General features: G+C 72.7%; 18 protein-coding genes. 15 read left to right on the plus strand and 3 right to left on the minus strand.

The genetic code is table 11. The features are described 5' to 3' along the window. The first annotated feature begins 56 nt into the window (after window positions 1-56). Window positions 57-1814, plus strand: coding sequence for a hypothetical protein (locus tag ACIA5F_RS00540; protein WP_399347564.1), 1758 nt, complete (start codon window positions 57-59; stop codon window positions 1812-1814). Here ACIA5F_RS00540 and ACIA5F_RS00545 read toward each other — a convergent pair. Further along, a complete protein-coding gene (locus ACIA5F_RS00545) occupies window positions 1754-3958 on the minus strand; it encodes an NB-ARC domain-containing protein (protein WP_399347566.1) in 2205 nt (734 codons plus the stop codon). The genes ACIA5F_RS00540 and ACIA5F_RS00545 overlap by 61 nt on opposite strands. 344 nt (window positions 3959-4302) lie before the next feature. Between ACIA5F_RS00545 and ACIA5F_RS00550 the strand changes: the two genes are divergently transcribed. Both ACIA5F_RS00550 and ACIA5F_RS00555 read left to right on the plus strand, forming a co-directional pair. Next, window positions 4303-4737 (plus strand): hypothetical protein, encoded by a 435-nt coding sequence (locus ACIA5F_RS00550; protein ID WP_399347568.1) that lies wholly within the window; start codon window positions 4303-4305, stop codon window positions 4735-4737. 142 nt (window positions 4738-4879) lie between these two features. Beyond that, window positions 4880-5245: a gamma-glutamylcyclotransferase family protein gene (locus ACIA5F_RS00555; protein ID WP_399347570.1), complete on the plus strand. Its 366-nt coding sequence runs from the start codon at window positions 4880-4882 to the stop codon at window positions 5243-5245. A gap of 27 nt (window positions 5246-5272) precedes the next feature. Here the strand turns inward: ACIA5F_RS00555 and ACIA5F_RS00560 are convergent, their stop codons facing one another. Beyond that, window positions 5273-5977 carry a M24 family metallopeptidase gene (locus ACIA5F_RS00560; protein WP_399347572.1) on the minus strand — a complete coding sequence of 235 codons (705 nt, stop codon included), beginning with the start codon at window positions 5975-5977 and terminating at the stop codon, window positions 5273-5275. Between the two features lie 608 nt (window positions 5978-6585). Between ACIA5F_RS00560 and ACIA5F_RS00565 the strand changes: the two genes are divergently transcribed. The 10 genes from ACIA5F_RS00565 (at window position 6586) to ACIA5F_RS00610 (ending at window position 15504) form a co-directional block, all read left to right on the plus strand. After that, on the plus strand, window positions 6586-6789 hold the full coding sequence (locus ACIA5F_RS00565; protein ID WP_190093980.1) for a cold-shock protein: 204 nt from the start codon (window positions 6586-6588) through the stop codon (window positions 6787-6789). Between the two features lie 436 nt (window positions 6790-7225). Beyond that, window positions 7226-8767 (plus strand): DEAD/DEAH box helicase, encoded by a 1542-nt coding sequence (locus ACIA5F_RS00570; RefSeq protein WP_399347574.1) that lies wholly within the window; start codon window positions 7226-7228, stop codon window positions 8765-8767. 43 nt (window positions 8768-8810) lie between these two features. Beyond that, complete coding sequence (locus ACIA5F_RS00575) at window positions 8811-9125, plus strand: SCO5918 family protein (protein WP_399347576.1); 315 nt, start codon at window positions 8811-8813, stop codon at window positions 9123-9125. Window positions 9126-9442: 317 nt separating this feature from the next. Further along, complete coding sequence (locus ACIA5F_RS00580) at window positions 9443-9805, plus strand: MerR family transcriptional regulator (protein ID WP_399347578.1); 363 nt, start codon at window positions 9443-9445, stop codon at window positions 9803-9805. A gap of 370 nt (window positions 9806-10175) precedes the next feature. Further along, entirely contained in the window at window positions 10176-11114 is a 939-nt protein-coding gene (locus ACIA5F_RS00585; RefSeq protein WP_399347580.1) for a MazG nucleotide pyrophosphohydrolase domain-containing protein, read from the plus strand. Beyond that, window positions 11108-11917, plus strand: a complete 810-nt coding sequence (locus tag ACIA5F_RS00590; RefSeq protein ID WP_399347582.1) for a hypothetical protein — start codon at window positions 11108-11110, stop codon at window positions 11915-11917. The genes ACIA5F_RS00585 and ACIA5F_RS00590 overlap by 7 nt, the downstream gene beginning before the upstream one ends. Further along, entirely contained in the window at window positions 11910-12608 is a 699-nt protein-coding gene (locus ACIA5F_RS00595) for a hypothetical protein (RefSeq protein WP_399347584.1), read from the plus strand. Before ACIA5F_RS00590 ends, ACIA5F_RS00595 begins: the two co-directional genes overlap by 8 nt. Before the next feature lie 123 nt (window positions 12609-12731). Beyond that, window positions 12732-13700: an aldo/keto reductase gene (locus ACIA5F_RS00600; RefSeq protein WP_399347586.1), complete on the plus strand. Its 969-nt coding sequence runs from the start codon at window positions 12732-12734 to the stop codon at window positions 13698-13700. A gap of 97 nt (window positions 13701-13797) precedes the next feature. Beyond that, entirely contained in the window at window positions 13798-14817 is a 1020-nt protein-coding gene (locus ACIA5F_RS00605) for a phosphotransferase family protein (protein WP_399347588.1), read from the plus strand. Between the two features lie 51 nt (window positions 14818-14868). After that, window positions 14869-15504, plus strand: coding sequence for an HAD family hydrolase (locus tag ACIA5F_RS00610; RefSeq protein ID WP_399347590.1), 636 nt, complete (start codon window positions 14869-14871; stop codon window positions 15502-15504). A gap of 82 nt (window positions 15505-15586) precedes the next feature. Here the strand turns inward: ACIA5F_RS00610 and ACIA5F_RS00615 are convergent, their stop codons facing one another. Further along, complete coding sequence (locus tag ACIA5F_RS00615) at window positions 15587-16165, minus strand: DUF5994 family protein (RefSeq protein WP_399347592.1); 579 nt, start codon at window positions 16163-16165, stop codon at window positions 15587-15589. Between the two features lie 339 nt (window positions 16166-16504). On the opposite strand from ACIA5F_RS00615, the gene ACIA5F_RS00620 reads away from it, so the two are divergent. Together ACIA5F_RS00620 and ACIA5F_RS00625 are read left to right on the plus strand one after the other, a co-directional pair. Continuing rightward, entirely contained in the window at window positions 16505-17086 is a 582-nt protein-coding gene (locus ACIA5F_RS00620; RefSeq protein WP_399347594.1) for a DUF5994 family protein, read from the plus strand. Beyond that, window positions 17083-17349 (plus strand): hypothetical protein, encoded by a 267-nt coding sequence (locus tag ACIA5F_RS00625; protein ID WP_399347596.1) that lies wholly within the window; start codon window positions 17083-17085, stop codon window positions 17347-17349. Before ACIA5F_RS00620 ends, ACIA5F_RS00625 begins: the two co-directional genes overlap by 4 nt. Window positions 17350-17365: the final 16 nt, after the last annotated feature.

Below are 17365 nucleotides of genomic sequence, written 5' to 3' on the forward strand. Positions count from 1 at the left end.
GCCGGGAGGCCTCTGACCAGGTTGTATGCGATCCTGCCATCGGGCGGAGGTACGCGATGGAGTCCGATGAGCGCGTTCTCGTCCCCGTGGGACCCGACGCGGCGCGCTGGCGGACCTTCGGCGGCGACCGGACGCTGGTGGTGGCCGCGAGGACCGTGACCTCGCTGGTGCGCGTACTGGACGTCGTACCCGAGGTGGTGCACGACGATCCACGGATCACCGTGGTGTTCGCCTACGATCCGACGTCCGCCTTCAACAACGGCGTGCTCGACCTGCTCAGGTCGCTGGGCTGCCGCACCCTGCCGTGGCCCCAGCTCTCGGAGGTCGCACCCGATCTGCTGATCTCCGCCTCCGAGAACATCCAGGTGCCGCCCGGCGACTGTCCGGTGCTCGTACTGCCGCACGGGGTCGGGTTCCAGAAGCGGGTCCCCGATTCGGCCGGTCCCGGTACCCGGCTCTCCGGGCTGGTCTCCGAGGAGCTGCTGGCGGCCCGGCGGGCCTGGCTCGCGGTGTCGCACCCCGACCAGGCCGCACAGCTGGCTGCCGCCCATCCCGGTACGGTCGGGAGGACGGTCCTGGTCGGCGACCCCTGCTACGACCGGCTCCGGGCCAGTTCCCGCTGGCGGGACCGTTACCGGTCCGCCCTCGGTGTGCTCCCCGGCCAGCGACTGGTCATGGTGAGTTCGACCTGGGGCGAGGGGTCCCTGGCCGGTTCCTGTCCGGGGCTCCCCACGGAGCTGCTGGCCCAGCTGCCGGCCGACGAGTTCCGCGTGGCGCTCGTCCTGCACCCGAACGTCTGGTCCGGCCACGGCGCCTGGCAGGTCCGGATCGTGCAGCAGTCCGCGCTGGAGGCCGGCCTGATCACCGTCGACCCCACGGACGGCTGGCAGCAGACCTTGGTGGCATCGGACCTGGTGATCGGGGACCACGGTTCGGTGACGCTGTACGGGGCCGCGACCGGCCGGCCCGTGCTGCTCGGCGCCTTCGGGTCCGAGGCGGTTCCGGGGACGGCGGGATACGCGCTCCGCACCGCCGCGAAGCGGCTGGAAGCAGGGCGGCCGCTCCGTGCGCAGCTTGAGGCCGCGATGGCCGGGCACCGGCCCGACCGCTTCGCGGAGGTCGCCGCCGGCGCCTTCGCGGAGCCCGGCGAGGCCATGTCACGTCTGCGGGAGCTGGTCTACGGCCTCCTCGGCCTCGCCCGGCCCGAGCACCCGCCGGGCCGCGGCGCCCTCGCGTTCCCCCTCCCTCCCCAGAACACCGCGCGCGCCCGGTCGCTGATGGTGCACACGTCCGTCGCACGGGACACCGCGGGCGAGCTGTGCGTGGACGTCCGGCGCTTCCCGGCCGCCCTGGCCGGGGAGACGGCCGAGAACGACGCCTCGTTCTGGCACCTGGCCTGCGATGTCGACGAGCCGGACACCCGGCTGGTGGAGAGCGCCGCCGTCGTGTGCTCCGCATCGGGCGTCTTCGCCCCGGAGGCGGGACGGCAGGGCCTCGCGCGTCTGCTGGCCGAGTTTCCCGGGGCCCGGGTCGCCGCGCTGCACGGGGAGGACGGTTGTCTGGTCGGGCTGCGCGACGGACGGACGGTGGACGTCAGGACCCCGCACGGAGCGGGCCTGGACCCCGGTACCGCCGCGGCCGCGGTGTACGTCTGTCTACGCCTCGGCACTCCGCTCGACGGCACGGCACTGGTCCTTCGCCACGGCTCGCGCCGGCAGCGGCTCGTACTCCGGATGCCGCGCCCACCTGCGGATCAGCCGGCGGTCAGCCGGGCCAGGACCACCGCTGCCCGCGGGCTGCCGCCTTCCTCGTAGACGGCGAGGGCCCGGCGCAGGCACGCCCGGACCTCCTCCGGTCCGTCCAGGAGGTCCGCCAGGTCCTCCATGGCCCGGGCCTCGTAGTGGAAGGCCTTGCAGTCACGCAGGTCGGCGGCGGCCTTCGACAGGTCGGCGGCGGCCCCGGCGGGGTCACCGAGCCGTGCCCGTGTCCGGCCGACGTCGGCCAGGGACCGCGCCGCCATCCGCCCGTCGCCCAGCGCGAGGAAGGTGGCCCGGGCCTCCGAGAGGGCCGCCAGGGCGGTGGTGTGATCACCGGTGGCGCTCTGCGAGCAGCCCAGGAAGTAGCGGGCCAGGGCCTCGCCGCGGTCCTCCCCGGCCTCGGCGTTGAGCGCGAGCGAGGTGCGGTACGCGTCCACGGCACGGGCGGGGTCGTGCCGGTCCCAGTACCGGCCGAGGAACTCCTGCACGGAGGCCTGGAGGACCAGGTGGCCGGACTCCACGGCGAGCCGCTCGGCGATGTCGAGGTGGGCCTTGGCCTGCGCGTCCTGCTTCAGGTCGAGCAGCGGCCTGGACAACAGGCTCCGCAGCCTGGCCTCGGCCGCGGCGTTGCCGTCGCGTTCGGCGGCGGTGGAGCCCAGTTCGAGCGACTCGCGCCAGTCGGCGAGGTGCCGGTGGTGGAGGAACAGGACGGTGAAGACCTCCGCCAGCTGCCACGCCGGACGGTCGAAGCCGAGCCGGGACGCGGCCCGGAGGACCGCCAGGATGTTGGCGCGTTCGGCCTCCAGCCAGCAGATCGCGTCGCGACCGGGTTCGTCCGAGCCGGCGAACGGGTCATGGGACGGGGCGGCGAGGGCGGCCGGGACGGAACCGGACGTCCCGAGGACGTCTTGCGTCCTCGTGATGCGGAGCCGGTCGGCGCGGACGGCGAGGTCGGCCAGGACGGTCAGCGCGAGGTAGTGGCCGGTGACCCTGCCGGCTGTCTCCCGTGCGGTGCCGGGCGGGTCCTGGGCCTTGGACGTCTCCTGCGCGTGAAGGCGTACCAGGCCGTGCAGGGCGTACCGGCGGTCTTCCAGAACGGAGAGCAGGCTGGCCTCTTCCAGCACACCCAGCGCTTCCTGGGCCTCCCGCGCCGAGTCCAGTCCGGCGGCTGCGGCGGCGACGGCGGCGTCGAAGCTGAGGCCCGGCAGATGGCCGAGCGCCCGGTACATGTGCGCGGCGGCAGCGGGCAGGTCGCGGTAGGCCAGTTCGAGGGCTGCGGACACGGTGCGCTCCTCGTGGGCTGAGGACACGGTGATACGGCTGAGGCGGCTCTGTTCGTCGGACAACTCGTCGACCAGCGCGCTGATCGTCAGGTGTTTCTGTGTCAGCAGTCGGGCGGCGCAGATGCGCACGGCGATCGGCAGGCCGCCGCAGAGCGCGACCAGCCGGGCGGCGGCGTCGGGTTCGTCCGCGATCCGCCGCGGGCCGCACAGGGCCGACAGCAGTTCCACGGCGCTCTCCGTGTCGAGGACGTCGAGCGGGAGCAGGGCCGCGCCGTCGAGGACGAGCTCACCGAGCTGCCAGGTGCTGGTCGCCAGCACGGCGCTGCCCGGCCCCTGGGGCAGCAGAGCGGTCACCTGAGCCGGGCGCGTGACGTCGTCCAGCACCACCAGCACCCGCCGCTCGGCGGACAGGTCCCGGTAGAGGGCCGTCCGCTCGGCGAAGCCTGCGGGAAGGTACTGGTCGTGCACTCCCAGGGCTCTGAGGCAGGTGGCGAGTGCCTCCGAGACGTCCCCACCGGCCCCACCGGCCCCGGAACGGAGCGTGGCGAAGTCGACGAAGATCTGTCCGCCCGGGAACCGCTGCTGGTTGTTGTGGGCCCACTGGCTGGCCGCGGCCGTCTTCCCGATGCCGGGAAGACCGCTGAACACGCCGATCGGGCACCCGACGGCATCCTCGTCCCCGAGTAACCCGTCGAGCGCGGCCAGCGCCCTGCGGCGGTCGACGAAACCCCGGGGCGGTCTCGGAACCTGGTTGGGACGGCGGTGGCCCACCGGCTCCGGCACTCGCGCGGCGTGGTAGTTGAAGGTGATCGGACCGTGGGCAATGCCCACTTGGGCCAGCTGCCCCTCGACGCTGCCCGGGAGGCTGTTCATGATCCCGGGCGCCGCGGGATTCTCCGGATCACCATGCGTGCTCATGGGCCACCACCTCTCCGGACCGCCGACCAAGGTCACCGTACTGGACACCGGACGAGGAGGCAGGTGTTCCGCGGACGCCACCATCAGATCATGTCGTACCGGGCTCGCGGGAACGGCCCCGGACCGGTCGGCGAGTACGTGCCCGCCCGTCCACGGGCCCCCTTGCGGTAGGGGTATGCAGTAGAGGTGACGGCGCTCGGGTTCGCGAGGTCAGCCGTGCGCGCCATGGGTGCGGTGGATGCCGTGGATGCGGTGGATGCGGTGGATGCGGTGGAATCGATGCTTCACGCCGTGGACCCGACCTAAGGTGTGAAGATTCAGACATCGATCGAGGGAGTCCTGGCATGGACCCGATCACGGCAGCAGCACTCGCGGCACTGGCCGGAGGCGTCGGCGGCGAATTCGGCCGCCAGACGTGGCATGGACTCACCGCACTCGTGAGGCGTCCGTTCCGGCGAGGTGGGGCACCGGAGCCGGAAGGAGGCGAATCGCCCGGGATCAGCTCGGGCGAGCTGGAGATCGCCGCCCTGGAGAACGACCCCGCCGACCCGTTGCGCGCCCAGGCGCTGGCGACGGCGCTGGGCGTACGGGCTGCCCTGGACGGGGAGTTCCGCGCACGGCTGGAGGAGTGGTGGCAGCGGGCACAGACCACTTCGGGCGGCGACGTGCACAACACCATCAGCGGCGGAACCCAGAACGGCCCCGTGTTCCAAGGCCGGGAGTTCTCCGGCCTCACCTTCAACATGACGCAGGCGTCGACCACTGACGAGCGCGCGTAGGACGCCTTGAGGATCAGCCCGGCCGTCCGGACCTGTTCCCCCCTCGACCGTGCCCCTGGCGCCGCAGGGCGTGGGCGAGGGGGTTCGGTAGGTTGGGACGTCTTCTTCCCCCGGTGGCAGGTTGTTCCAGGAGGTTCTCCGCATGGGCGGCTCGGTGCGGCACCAGTTGTTCTCCTACGGCACGTTGCAGTTGCGTGAGGTCCAGCTCGCGCGGTTCGGCAGGCTGTTGGAGGGGGCGCCCGACGCGCTGCCCGGGTACCGGACGACCTACATCGAGATCACCGATCCCGAGGTGATCGCGGCCAGCGGAACGGACCGGCATCCCCTCCTGGTCGCCTCGTCCGGTGAGGGCGAGGCCGTCGAGGGCACGGTCTTCTCGATCACCGACGAGGAGCTGGCCTCGGCGGACGGCTACGAGGTCGACGACTACGCCAGGGTCCGGGTCGTCCTGCGCTCGGGCACGAAGGCATGGGCCTACCTCGGCGCGCGGCCGGGGTGGACGGGGTAGGCGGGGTAGACGGGGTGGGGGTCCGCGTCACGCCAGGTCGAGCAGCTGCTCGTGGAAACCGCCGAAGCCGTGCCGCTCGTCGACGAGGTGGATCTCCAGAATCCAGTGGCAGCGCCGGCCCGTGCGGTCGGTGCGGCGCATCGGGTGGTCGTTGTCGGGGGTGACGTACGACTCAACCTTGGCGCCGTCGATGGTCTCGTGCGGGAACTCGCCGACGAGGTGGCCCGCGTGCCAGCCGCCCAGGGTCCAGCCCCGCGCGCTGGCGAGGCGTTCGACTTCCGCGTGCAGCCGCCGGCCGGTGATCTGCGGGTCGGCCCGGAAAACGTGGCGGCCTGCGGCGAAGACGGTCGCGAGGTCGTCGCGGAGACGGTGCTTGACGGGGTCGTCGCCGAAGACGAAGGTGCGGCCGAAGTCCGCCTCGTACTCCTCGAAGATCGGGCCGAAGTCGGCGAAGGCGATGTCGTCCTCGCCGATGATCCGGTCCGGCGGGTTCTCCTTGTACGGGAACATCGTGTGCGGGCCGGAGCGGACGATCCGCTTGTGCCAGTGCTTGGTCGTGCCGAACATCTCGTTCGCGAGGTCCCGAATCCGGTCGCTGACCTCCCGCTCACCGGCTCCGGGGGCGACCAGGCCCCGGGCCTCGATCTCGGCGAAGAGGTGTTCGGCCTTGCGCTGCGCCTCGACGAGACCCAGGGCGCGCAGTTCCTCGCCCGTACGGCCGGATGCTCCCATGGCGCGGTTCCTCTTCCCTCTTCCTCGTCACGTGCCACACGGCATCTACCACGTGTCACGTGCCACATGCCACGTGTCGTCCTCGGCCTCACCTCGACATCCTGCTGTCCATGGGGGCGCTTCCGTGAACCGGGCGGCAGATGCTTGTCAGCTCGACCGGCTCAACCGGCTCAACCGGCCCGACCGTCCCGGCCTGCGGGCTCGCCGATACGGTCTCCGCTTGTGTCTCCGCCTGGCCGCGCCATGGGGCCCTGGTGGTTCGCCCCGCCGGGCGGGGCGGGCGGGGCGGGCGGGGCCTTCGGCGGAACGCTCCGCCCGGGGCGGGCCAATATCTGTGGTGGCCGGATGAGAAATTGATGTGACGCGCGGTGAGAATGTCTCGCGCGACAGGCGGAGTGAAATAACCGACCCCGCCGACCCGGCCTCGGCGTGCTACTGTCGATACCAGTTGCAGTTGTGGTTCCCAAAACTTCAAGCACTTCGGTCGGCTTCCGAGCCGATGGTTGCGCTTATGTATTTCCGGTCTTTCTCCGGTGGGCTAATCATCGCGGCGACACGGCGTCCGCACAGTGTGGACCGCCGGCGCACTGCCCCAAAGGAGATATGACATGGCTGCTGGTACCGTGAAGTGGTTCAACGCGGAAAAGGGCTTCGGCTTCATCGAGCAGGAGGGTGGCGGTCCTGACGTGTTCGCCCACTACTCGAACATCGCCGCCCAGGGCTTCCGCGAGCTGCAGGAAGGCCAGAAGGTCACCTTCGACATCGCGCAGGGCCAGAAGGGCCCGACCGCCGAGAACATCGTTCCGGCCTAATCGCTGACGCGTACTTCGCAGCTGGGGCCCGCATCCTTCGGGGTGCGGGCCCCAGCTGTACGCGTTCCGGGGCGCGGCCCTCCCGTCCTCACCGCCGCCCCCACCGCCGTCCTCACCGCAGCTCTCCCCTCCGCCGCCCCGCAGTGGTTCCACCTGCGGGACGATTCCCGGGAATCCGCGGCCCCGCGTACGGCAGATGCCCCAGGGCTCCGGACGTATTCCGCCGGAGACACACCCCGCCGACCGTACCGGATAATATTTCCGCGCCGCGTCGGGCATTTCAGTAACATCTGATCCATTTCAGCACCCGTGCCCTCAGGAATCTTCCGGCGGCCGGGTTCGCTTTCGCATTTCATTCGGCCCGTTCTCGCGATTCTCCGCGCCGCTCACCGCTGCGGGAATTCCTTGATATGCGCCGCATCGAGGAAGGTTCCGCATGAACCGCACACGTACGAACGACCGTTTCGGCCGCACCCGCAGCAGCAGTGCCGGCTACAACTCCGGCTCCGGATCGGGCTCCGGATCGGGGCAGAGCGGCAGCCGTTTCGGCTCGTCGGGCTCCAGCCGCTCCGGTGCCCCCGCCCGTTCCGGCGGGCAGGGCCGCTCCGGTGGCTACGGGCGCCGGTCCACCGCGCTCCAGGGTGAGTTCGCGCTCCCCAAGACGGTCACCCCCGCGCTGCCCGCCGTCGAGGCGTTCGCCGACCTGGAGATGCCCGGGCAGCTGCTGGCGGCGCTCACCGCCCAGGGCGTGAGCGTGCCGTTCCCGATCCAGGGCGCGACCCTGCCGAACACCCTCGCGGGCCGTGACGTGCTCGGCCGCGGACGGACCGGCTCCGGCAAGACCCTGGCCTTCGGGCTGGCCCTGCTGGCCCGGACGGCCGGACAGCGCGCCGAGTCCTGCCAGCCGCTGGCCCTGGTCCTCGTACCGACCCGCGAGCTCGCCCAGCAGGTCACCGACGCGCTCACCCCCTACGCCCGCTCCCTCAAACTGCGGCTGGCCACGGTCGTCGGCGGGATGCCGATCGGCAGGCAGGCCAGCGCCCTGCGCGGCGGGGCCGAGGTCGTCGTCGCCACGCCCGGACGGCTCAAGGACCTCATCGACCGCGGTGACTGCCGGCTGAACCAGGTGGGCATCACCGTGCTGGACGAGGCCGACCAGATGGCCGACATGGGCTTCATGCCGCAGGTCACCGCGCTGCTCGACCAGGTCCGGCCGGAGGGGCAGCGGATGCTGTTCTCCGCCACCCTGGACCGCAACGTCGACCTGCTGGTCCGCCGCTACCTGACCGACCCGGTGGTCCACTCCGTCGACCCGTCCGCGGGCGCGGTCACCACCATGGAGCACCACGTCCTCCACGTGCACGGCGCGGACAAGCACCGGACGACGACGGAGATCGCGGCGCGCGACGGCCGGGTGATCATGTTCCTGGACACCAAGCACGCCGTCGACCGGCTGACCCAGGACCTGCTCGACAGCGGGGTACGGGCCGCCGCGCTGCACGGCGGGAAGTCGCAGCCGCAGCGCACGCGCACGCTGGCGCAGTTCAAGACCGGGCACGTCACGGTCCTCGTCGCCACGAATGTCGCCGCCCGCGGCATCCACGTCGACAACCTCGACCTCGTCGTCAACGTGGACCCGCCGACCGACCACAAGGACTACCTGCACCGCGGCGGCCGTACCGCCCGCGCGGGCGAGTCCGGCAGCGTGGTCACGCTGGTCACGCCGAACCAGCGCCGCGACATGGTCCGGCTCATGGCCGCCGCCGGCATCACCCCGCAGACCACCCAGGTCCGCGCGGGCGAAGCGGCCCTGCACCGCATCACCGGCGCCCAGGCCCCGTCGGGCGTCCCGGTCGTCATCACCGCCCCGGTGACCGAACGCCCCAAGCGCGCCGGTGTCCCCCGTGCCCGGCGCCGCACCGGCACCGGGCCCCGGCGCACGTCCGTACGGCACTCCGCCTCCGACGCGGCCGCCTGAGGACCGAGACCCGTCCCCACCTCTTCTCTTCCCTGGAGGCACCATGCGCTGCGTCATCGCCCGATTCCCGTTCGACCTGACCAAGAGCGGGGTGCTGGCGTCGATGAAGGACGTCAAGCCCGAGCCGGTCGTGGGTGAGTCCGTGATCATCGGACGCCGTCAGTACCCCGTCAAGCAGGTCGGGCAGGTCATCACCCGCCAGGACCGCCGCGACTTCAGCGCGGGCGAAGTCGTCCGGGCCATGACCCTCCTCGGCTTCACCTGCCGCGGCCTTCCCCAGGCCGCCCCCGAGCCCGCGCGGACCCTCACCCCGGTGCAGAGGGCTTCCGCGCTGCTCGGCAACTCGGTGTCCGCCTGACGGACGGGACGGACGTACGCGTCGTACGGGATGTACGAGGCGTACGAGGCGTACGAGGCGTACGAGGACTGAAGAAGACTGAGGAGGGCCCGACCGGCACACGCCGGCCGGGCCCTCCTCGCGTGTGCGGAGCGGGCCGGCACACCGGGCACCGCACCGGGCCATCGCACCTGGCCCGGGTGCGGGAACAGGGGGTCACGGAAGGTCACGGAAGGTCTGCGCGGTGCTACGGCCGGGGGATGGTGTTGAATTTCCTCCGGGGCCTTGGTGCCGTACGGCACCAAGGCCCCTCGGCACGTTCCCAAGAAGAGGTGCAGATGACAGCGGACGATTCGCTCGGCGGGCGGCTGGACGACGATGACTATCCCGCCTACACGATGGGCCGGGCCGCCGAACTGCTCGGCACCACGCCAGGCTTCCTCCGTGCCATCGGGGAGGCCCGGCTGATCACCCCACTCCGCTCCGAGGGCGGCCACCGCCGCTACTCCCGCTACCAGCTGCGGATCGCGGCCCGCGCCCGGGAACTCGTCGACCAGGGCACCCAGGTCGAGGCCGCCTGCCGCATCGTCATCCTTGAGGACCAGCTCGAAGAGGCCCAGCGCATCAACGCCGAATTCCGCCGCGCCGCCGCCACCTCGCCCGGCGCCTCGCCCGACGGCCCGTCCGACAGCCCTCGCTGACCCCGTCGGGACCGGTCCCGTCAGGGCTGGACCGGTCCCGGGGGGGTACCAGGGTGGCCGGGGTGCCCCGCCGCGGCGCGGGACGGGGCGGCCGGTCGTCGCGGCGGTAGCGGGTGCGTGGGGGACCGGACCGGGGCACACCCTCCGGTTTCGGCCATGGACGCCGTCCGCAAGAGCGTCCAACCAGCCGTCCAGACATCTGAATCCGGCCTTTGTGCGGTCCGGAATCGCTGATCGTTCCATGGTCATTTACGTTGTGTCGACAGACGGCTCCCCAACGTGACCACCATCGAAGGCCCTGGCCAGGACGCCCTTGGCCTGCGGATTCGATGGGCTCAGAGCGGGTGGACGAACGCGACAGGGGGGCGGGATGGTTTTCACGCAGGAGGACTTACCCACCGGAGCGGCCTGGGCGCTGCCCCGGCCGTACGAAGGCGGTACGGGAGAAGGCGGCACGGGAGAAGGTCCGCCGGGGGAAAGCGCGGACGAGGGCGCGGGCGGGGTCCCGCTCACGGGTGCCCGGCTCCTCGCGGTACGGGCCGCCGGGTACGCGGACGTCTGCGTGATCGGCGTGCTCACCGCCGACGCCACCGGCACCTCCTGCGACCTCGCGGTGCGGGCGCCGGACGCCGAGAGCCTGCCGGACGGGGCCCGGCCAGTGATCCTCCGGGGCACCACCGCCTACGGAGCCGCCCTTGCCGACGGCCACGCCGACTGGCTGCCGCTGCGGCGGATCACCGTCGCAGCGGCCGACGGCACCCGCCACGACCTGGCCGGACTCGAAGAGGCGCGGCGCGTGGAGGTGCTCACGCGGGCCGGGCTCGACACCGTCGAGCAGTACGCCGACACCCGCGCGCGGGGACGTACGACCCGCACCGGGGGCTCCCTCCTCACACCCGGGCAGCGCGGCCTGGTGCGCGCGGCCGAACGGGAGACGCTGGTCCCCCTGGCCAAGGGCTGCGGCCTCCTCGCGGCGACCCTCGCCCAGCCGCTCGGCGCCGATGTGGCGGCGCTGCGGCAGCTCCAGGAGCGGTGCCTCGGCCTCTACGGCCGACTGGAGCCGGAACGTGCCCTGGCCTGGGCGCTGGAGGAACTGGGCGAGCTGTCGCAGGCCATGCGGCGCGGTGAGTCGAGCGTACGGCTGGAGGAGGAGCTCGGGCAGGTCCTCGTCTGGGCGCTGTGCCTGGCCAACATCACCCGTACCGACTCCGCGCACGCCTTCGCCAAGGCGTTCTCCTCGGAGCGCGACCGGCAGGTGCGCACGCACGGGGCGGTACGTCCCTACCGCCGGGAGGTGCTCCCGTGCTGAAGCTCGGGCTGCCCAAGGGGCGGCTGCTGGGCCGTTCGCGGGCCGCGGTGGAAGCCTTCGCCGGAGCCGCCGCGGAAACCTTCGGCGGCGCCGCGCCGGGGGGCCGCCCGTACCCCCGGTTCCTGCGGATGCCGGACATCCCCGACCTGGTCGCCGAGGGGCTCCTCGACGTGGGGATCGCGGGCGGGGAGTGGCTGGCGGAGAGCGGCGCGGACGTGGTCCGGGTGGCCCCGCTGTGCTGGTACCACGTACGGATCTGCGCGCTGAGCCCGCCGGGCGGGATACCGGAGGGCGACGGTCCGGTGCGGGTGGTCTCGGAGTACCCGCGCGTCGCCGCCGGGTTCGCCTCCGGACGCTGGGGCTCCGGGTTCACCCAGCGGACCGTGCGCGGGTCGGTGGAGCACTACCTTCCGGATCTCGCCGATGTCGCCGTCGAGTGCGTGGAGACGGGCGAGAGCATGCGCCGCAGGGGGCTGATCGCCGCGCACGTCCTGTTCGCGGCGGACGTCTGGCTGGTCTGCTCACGTGCGGCTGCCTCGGACGCCGGGACCTCGGCGCTGCTGAACCGCTGGGCCGAGGCCATCGCCACGCCCTCACCGGACTGCCCCGAGCAGGACCGTCCCCCGCAGGGCCGTCCCGCACCCGGCTGTTCCGTACCCCACGGACCTTCCGGACCTTCCGGACGACCCGAACACCACGAACTCACCGAACTCACCGAACTCACCGAACTCACCGAACTCACCGAACTGTCCGGACGAACCGCGAAAGGCGGTGACCGTGGAGCCCACCACAGTCTTGCGTGACCTTCCGCCGCACCTGCGGCTGCTGGCCTGGCCCGCGCTCAACGGACGGAGTCCGCTGTCCGGGGTGACCGTGACCGTGCCCGCCGCGCTGGCGGACGGTCCCGTCTCCCTCGCCTGCTACAGCCCGGACACGGCCGTCGCGTTCGCCCCGGGCCACAGGGGCGGGGCCGGGGCGGCGGCGCTGCTGACGGCGCCGGAGTCCGAGGAGCCGCTGGCCGAGCCGCTGCGGCTGGTGGGCACGCTGGCCCTGTGGGACGAGGTCGTCCGGGAGGCCGGCGTGTACGGCGGCAACATCTACCTGGCCGCCGAGGGCTCCGTGGCCCGTCTGCTGCGCACCGCGCACGGCGACGACCTGCCCGGGTCGGTGGAGCCGGCCGAGCTGCTGGAGCAGTTGCACGCCCTGGAGCTCCTCTACCGCTTCCCCGTCGCCTACAAGTTCCGGGGCGCGCACGGGCGGGAACGGCAGTGCCGCGTCAACGGCTGGGGCCGGCTGCTCTTCCGGACGCTCGACGCCACGGACACCGACCCGTACGGGTTCACGGCCGCCCGTGAACGGCTGGTCCGGCACCTCGACACCCATCGGGACGCCTACCTGCGCGGGGTCCGGGCCGCGTCCGCCGCGGCGGACCACGACGGGGCCCGGGTCTGGGAGGACATCCACGCCGAGCAGCCGATACCCGTACTGATCTGAGCCCCGCGCCCCCGCGCCCCCGCGACGACACCGCCGCCGCCGACACCGCCGCCGCCGACGCAGCCGGCAACACCGCTGACGTCACCTCACCGTCGGCATCCGCCCCGCAGAAGGAGTACAGACGTGATACGCGAGACGAACAACCCGGAGTCCCTCTCCGCGATCGGTTACGGGGCCTGGGAGGCGGGCGGCGGCGGGACCTGGGGGCCGAACCCCTCCGACGACCAGGTGGTGCGGTCGATCCACGCCGCCTTCGACGCCGGGGTGAACTGGATCGACACCGCCGAGGTCTACGGCGGAGGCGGCGGCTCCGAGCGGATGGTGGGGGAGGCCGTCGCCGGGCGGCCCGAGGTGAAGGTGTGCACGAAGGTCGCCCCCGAGCAGGAGGAACACTTCACCGACAAGGGGATGCGGGCCGCACTGGAGGAGTCCCTCACCCGGCTGGGCCGCGACCGGGTCGACGTCTACCTGCTGCACTGGCCCTCCGAGTCCCTTCCGGTGGACCGGCCCTGGAAGACGCTGGTCGACCTCAAGGCGGAGGGGCTGGTCGGTGCGATCGGGCTGTCCAACTTCCCGGCGGCCGACGTCGAGCAGTGCGCGGCCACCGGCGAGCTGGACTACCTCCAGATCCAGGCGTCGCTCCTGCACCGCACGGAACTCGCCGAGTTCGGGCCCCTGTGCCGGCGGTACGGGGTCGGTCTGATGGCTTACGGCCCGCTCGCCTACGGCCTGCTCACCGGCGCGATGGACCCGCGGCAGGAACTGACCGACTGGCGCGGCGGCGTGGTCGGCGCGGACGACTTCTTCTGCGTCGAGAACTACGCCCGCTTCTTCGAGCCCACCGCCCGCGCCCGCCACGAGCGCACCGTGGAGGCCCTGCGTCCGCTCGCCGCGGCCAGCGGTCAGGGGCTCTCCCTGCCCGGCATGGCGCTCGCGTGGCTCCTGGCCCAGTCCGGGGTGACCTCCGCGATCGCCGGTACCCGCAACCCCGTGCACGCCGCCGCCAACGCGGCCTCGGCGCACCACACGCTCACCGAGGACGAACTCGCGCGGATCTCCGCACTGCTCGATACGGTTCACACCGTTCACTGACCCCCACCCCCACCGGCCCGTCTCACCGACTTGTCTCACCGGCCTGTCCCACCCGCCCGCCTCACCGGCCCGGCGCCGCCCCGGAGGAGTGCTTGCCATGACCGAACAGCTGCCGGCCGCGACGGCGGTGCGCTCCACCTGGGCACAGCTCCCGGCGCCGGTACGGTCCGCCGTCGAGGACCGGCTCGGCGCCCGGGTCCTCGGCGCGGCGAGCCAGGGCAGCGGTTTCACCGACGGGGTCGCCGCCCGGCTGACCCTCGCCGGTGGCCGCAGGGCGTTCGTCAAGGCACTGGCCACGGGCCACGAGCTGACGCCCGACTACCGCCGTGAGGCGCGGATCGCGGCGGCCCTCCCCGCCCCGGTGCCCGCCTCCCGGCTGAGGTTCAGCCTGGAGACCGCCGGATGGCACGTTCTCGCGTACGAGGACATCGAGGGCCGCCACCCCGACCTGGGCAGGGCCGGGGATCTGGCCGCGGTCCTCACCTGCGTGGAGGAACTGGGCCGGACCCTGACCCCCAACCCGCTCCCCTGGGCGCCGTCCATCGGCGAACAGCTGGGCGGCCTGTACCAGGGGTGGCGGCTGCTGCTGGAAGAGGAGGAGCCCGGGAGCGAGGGCGGTTCCACAACCAGAACCGGAATCAGTAATTCCGATTCTCCCGGCACCGCTACCGGCGCTCCTACCGGCCTCGACCCATGGTCGGCACGGCACCTCCACCGGCTCGCCGAGCTGGAGAGCCGGTGGCCGGTGGCCGCGACCGGCGACACCCTGCTCCACGCCGACCTGCGCCAGGACAACCTGCTGCTCACCGCCGACGGGAGGGCCGTCGCCGTGGACTGGGCCTGGGCGTGCGTGGGGGCGGACTGGGTCGAACTCGTCTTCCTGCTGCCCGCGGTCGCGGCGGCGGGCGGCGACCCGCAGGAGATCGTGACCACCCACCCGGTGACCCGCGGGGCCGATCCCGCCGCCATCGACGCCTTCGTCTGCGCCCTGGCCGGCTTCTACACCCACAGCGGACGCCAGCCGTCACCCTTGTGGTCCCCCCACCTCCGCACCTTCGAACGTCGGTACGGAGAACTGTGCCGCGCCTGGCTGGCCCGCCGCACCGGCTGGTCCTGACGGGCCCCTCCGCCGCCGTACCGCGCACCCACTTCAGGAGAAACACCCCCGATGACCTTCCGCTACCCCGTGATCGCTTTCGATCTCGACGGGACCCTGCTGCGCTCCACCACCACCTCCCTCGTCCTGGCCGAGGCGATGGGCCACAGCGCGGCCGTCGAGGAGCTCGAAGAGCTCTACAGCGCCTACCGCATCGACAACTACGAGTTCGCGACCCGGGAAGCCGCCCTCTTCACCGGCGCCAGTCCCCGGGAGATCCGCGAGCACCTGCGGGGCGCGCCCTGGATCAACGGCCTGAAGGAGACCCTCACCGCCCTCACCGAAGGCGGCTGCACGCTCCTCCTGGCGACCCTGGCCTGGCAGTTCGCCGCCGACGAACTCGAATACCGGCCCTGGTTCGCCGCCGTCTCGGGCGCCGGGATGGATCTCTCCGCCGGGGTGCTCTCCGGGAAGGTGGCCCGGCACATCGACGAGGACGGCAAGCTCGCCTTCGTCGAGTCCTGGTGCCGGGAGCACGGCGTCGACCTCGCCGACGTGGCGGCCGTCGGCGACTCCCGCTCCGACGTCCCGCTCTTCCGCCGGGCGGGAACCGCCATCGCGCTGAACGCCACGGCGGACGCCCGGTCGGTGGCGGACCACGTCCTCGACACGGACGACCTCCGCGACCTCCTGCCGCTGCTGCGGTAGGGCAGGGCCCGCGCCGGGCAGGCGTCGGACGGGCGTCGGACGGGCGTCGGACGGGCGTCGGACGGGCGTCGGACGGGCGTGATCAGTCCGCCCCGGCGGAGCCGGGTGCGGGTGCCGGTGCGGATGTGGGCGCCGGTGTGGGTGCCGGTGTGGGCGCGATGAGGATCTGTGTGGCCTGGGTGATGTTGTCGGCACGGACCGCCTGGGCCATCGCCTCGCGGGCGGCGGTGGCCGTGGTGCCCGGGGGGACCACCAGCAGCGCGAAGTGGTCGTTGTCGCCGCGGGTGACGAGCACGGTGTCGTCGCCCACCGGGAAGGAGTCGAGGTGCACGACCTGGCCCTCGACCAGCAGGCGCGTCGGGAGTCCGTTCCAGGCGCCGGCGTCCAGACCGACCCGGGTGATGGGGCCGAGGTGCCTGGTGAGAGCGGTGATCAGGCCGGGCAGCTCGGTGGCGATGTCCCGGGAGCGGGGCCACCACGCACCGTCGAGGGCCCCTTCCCGGGACCGTGTCGTCTCCAGCCGGAGCAGGGCCGTGCCGGGTTCGACCGCTCGGTGGAGCGCGTCCGGGAGGAGCCTCGGAGGAGTGGAGGCGGAAGCGGAGGCGGAAGGGGAGGCGGAAGGGGAAGGGGAGGGGGGAAGCGGAACGTCGGATGCGGCCATGAGGGGTTCGCCCGTCTGCGCGGTACGGCGACGCCTCCTGCGGCGTCGGTCGCGGCGTACGGCGTCGGGTGGATGGCCGACGTCAGGGCAATGGCTGGCCGGTGACCGGGGAGACACCGCCGTCATTTCACGGTACTCCGTCTGCGCGTGACGGGGTTCGGGGCGGTCTCCGTCCGCCGGTACCGGGGAAATGCGCTGGTCGGAACGGGCTCCGGGACCGGGTACCGGAGTACGGTGAAGGGACCGGGAGTATTTCGCACACCCGCTCCCATGCGGACGTCGTTTCCGGCGATCACTGCACCGGGTCGTTCGCGGACGGCCCGGGGACGGGTTCGCGACATGACCACGATCATGACCCTTGACCGTGCTGCCCCCGGTCTCCTCGCTCCCCCTCGCCCTGTACGTCTGTCCCTCACTCCCGGGACCGCGCTCGCGGGCCAGCTGGACGGCGCCTGGTGGCCGTCCTCCCGGGACCTCGCAGCCGAGCTCCCCGCGCTGGCCGCCGCTCTGGACGAACCCTGGGGACGCATCACCCGTGTCACGGTGAACCCCGCCCCCTGGCCCGTCATCCCGCACAAGGTGCCCGTCGAAGGGCGCTGGGTGCACGTGGGCTGGTTCACCGAACAGGACCCCGACAAGCTGATCCTGCTCTCCGGAACCGTCGGCCGTTGGGACCTCCTGGTCGTCCCGCCCGAGACCGCCCCCGCGCCCGCGGCCCGGCTGATGGCCGCCGCCGCGATCCCGGGAAGCGTCCTCACCGCCCGCGCGCTGATGGCCGCCGAGGCCGTCATCGGCCGCGGCATACGGAACGCCCGGACCAGGGAGGACGACTGGGAGAGCGAAGGCGGGGCCTGCATGTCCCCCTTCGGGGGCCCGGTCGGGCGCCGGTCCCGCCCCGCGCCCGGCGGGACCTGGAGATGAGTGCCGTGGAGCCCCGCACCGTGCCGTCGCTCGGATACGCCGAGGTCAGGATCGTGGCGACCTCACCCGAGGCGGCCCGCGCGGTCGCGGAGGTCCTGCGCCTCCACTTCGCCGGTACGGAGCAGCGCAGCTACCCCGCCCCGGGGTGCGGCACCAGACTCCACCTCACCGTGGACACCGAGGCAGCGGCCGTCCCCGCCCGCTCCTGGCTGACCGCCAGCCGGTCCCCCGTCGGCGCCGGCGCCCACACCGACGAGGTCTGACGGCCCGGAGCCCGGG

This window comes from Streptomyces sp. NPDC051567, from assembly GCF_044454165.1.
Taxonomy (GTDB): domain Bacteria; phylum Actinomycetota; class Actinomycetes; order Streptomycetales; family Streptomycetaceae; genus Streptomyces.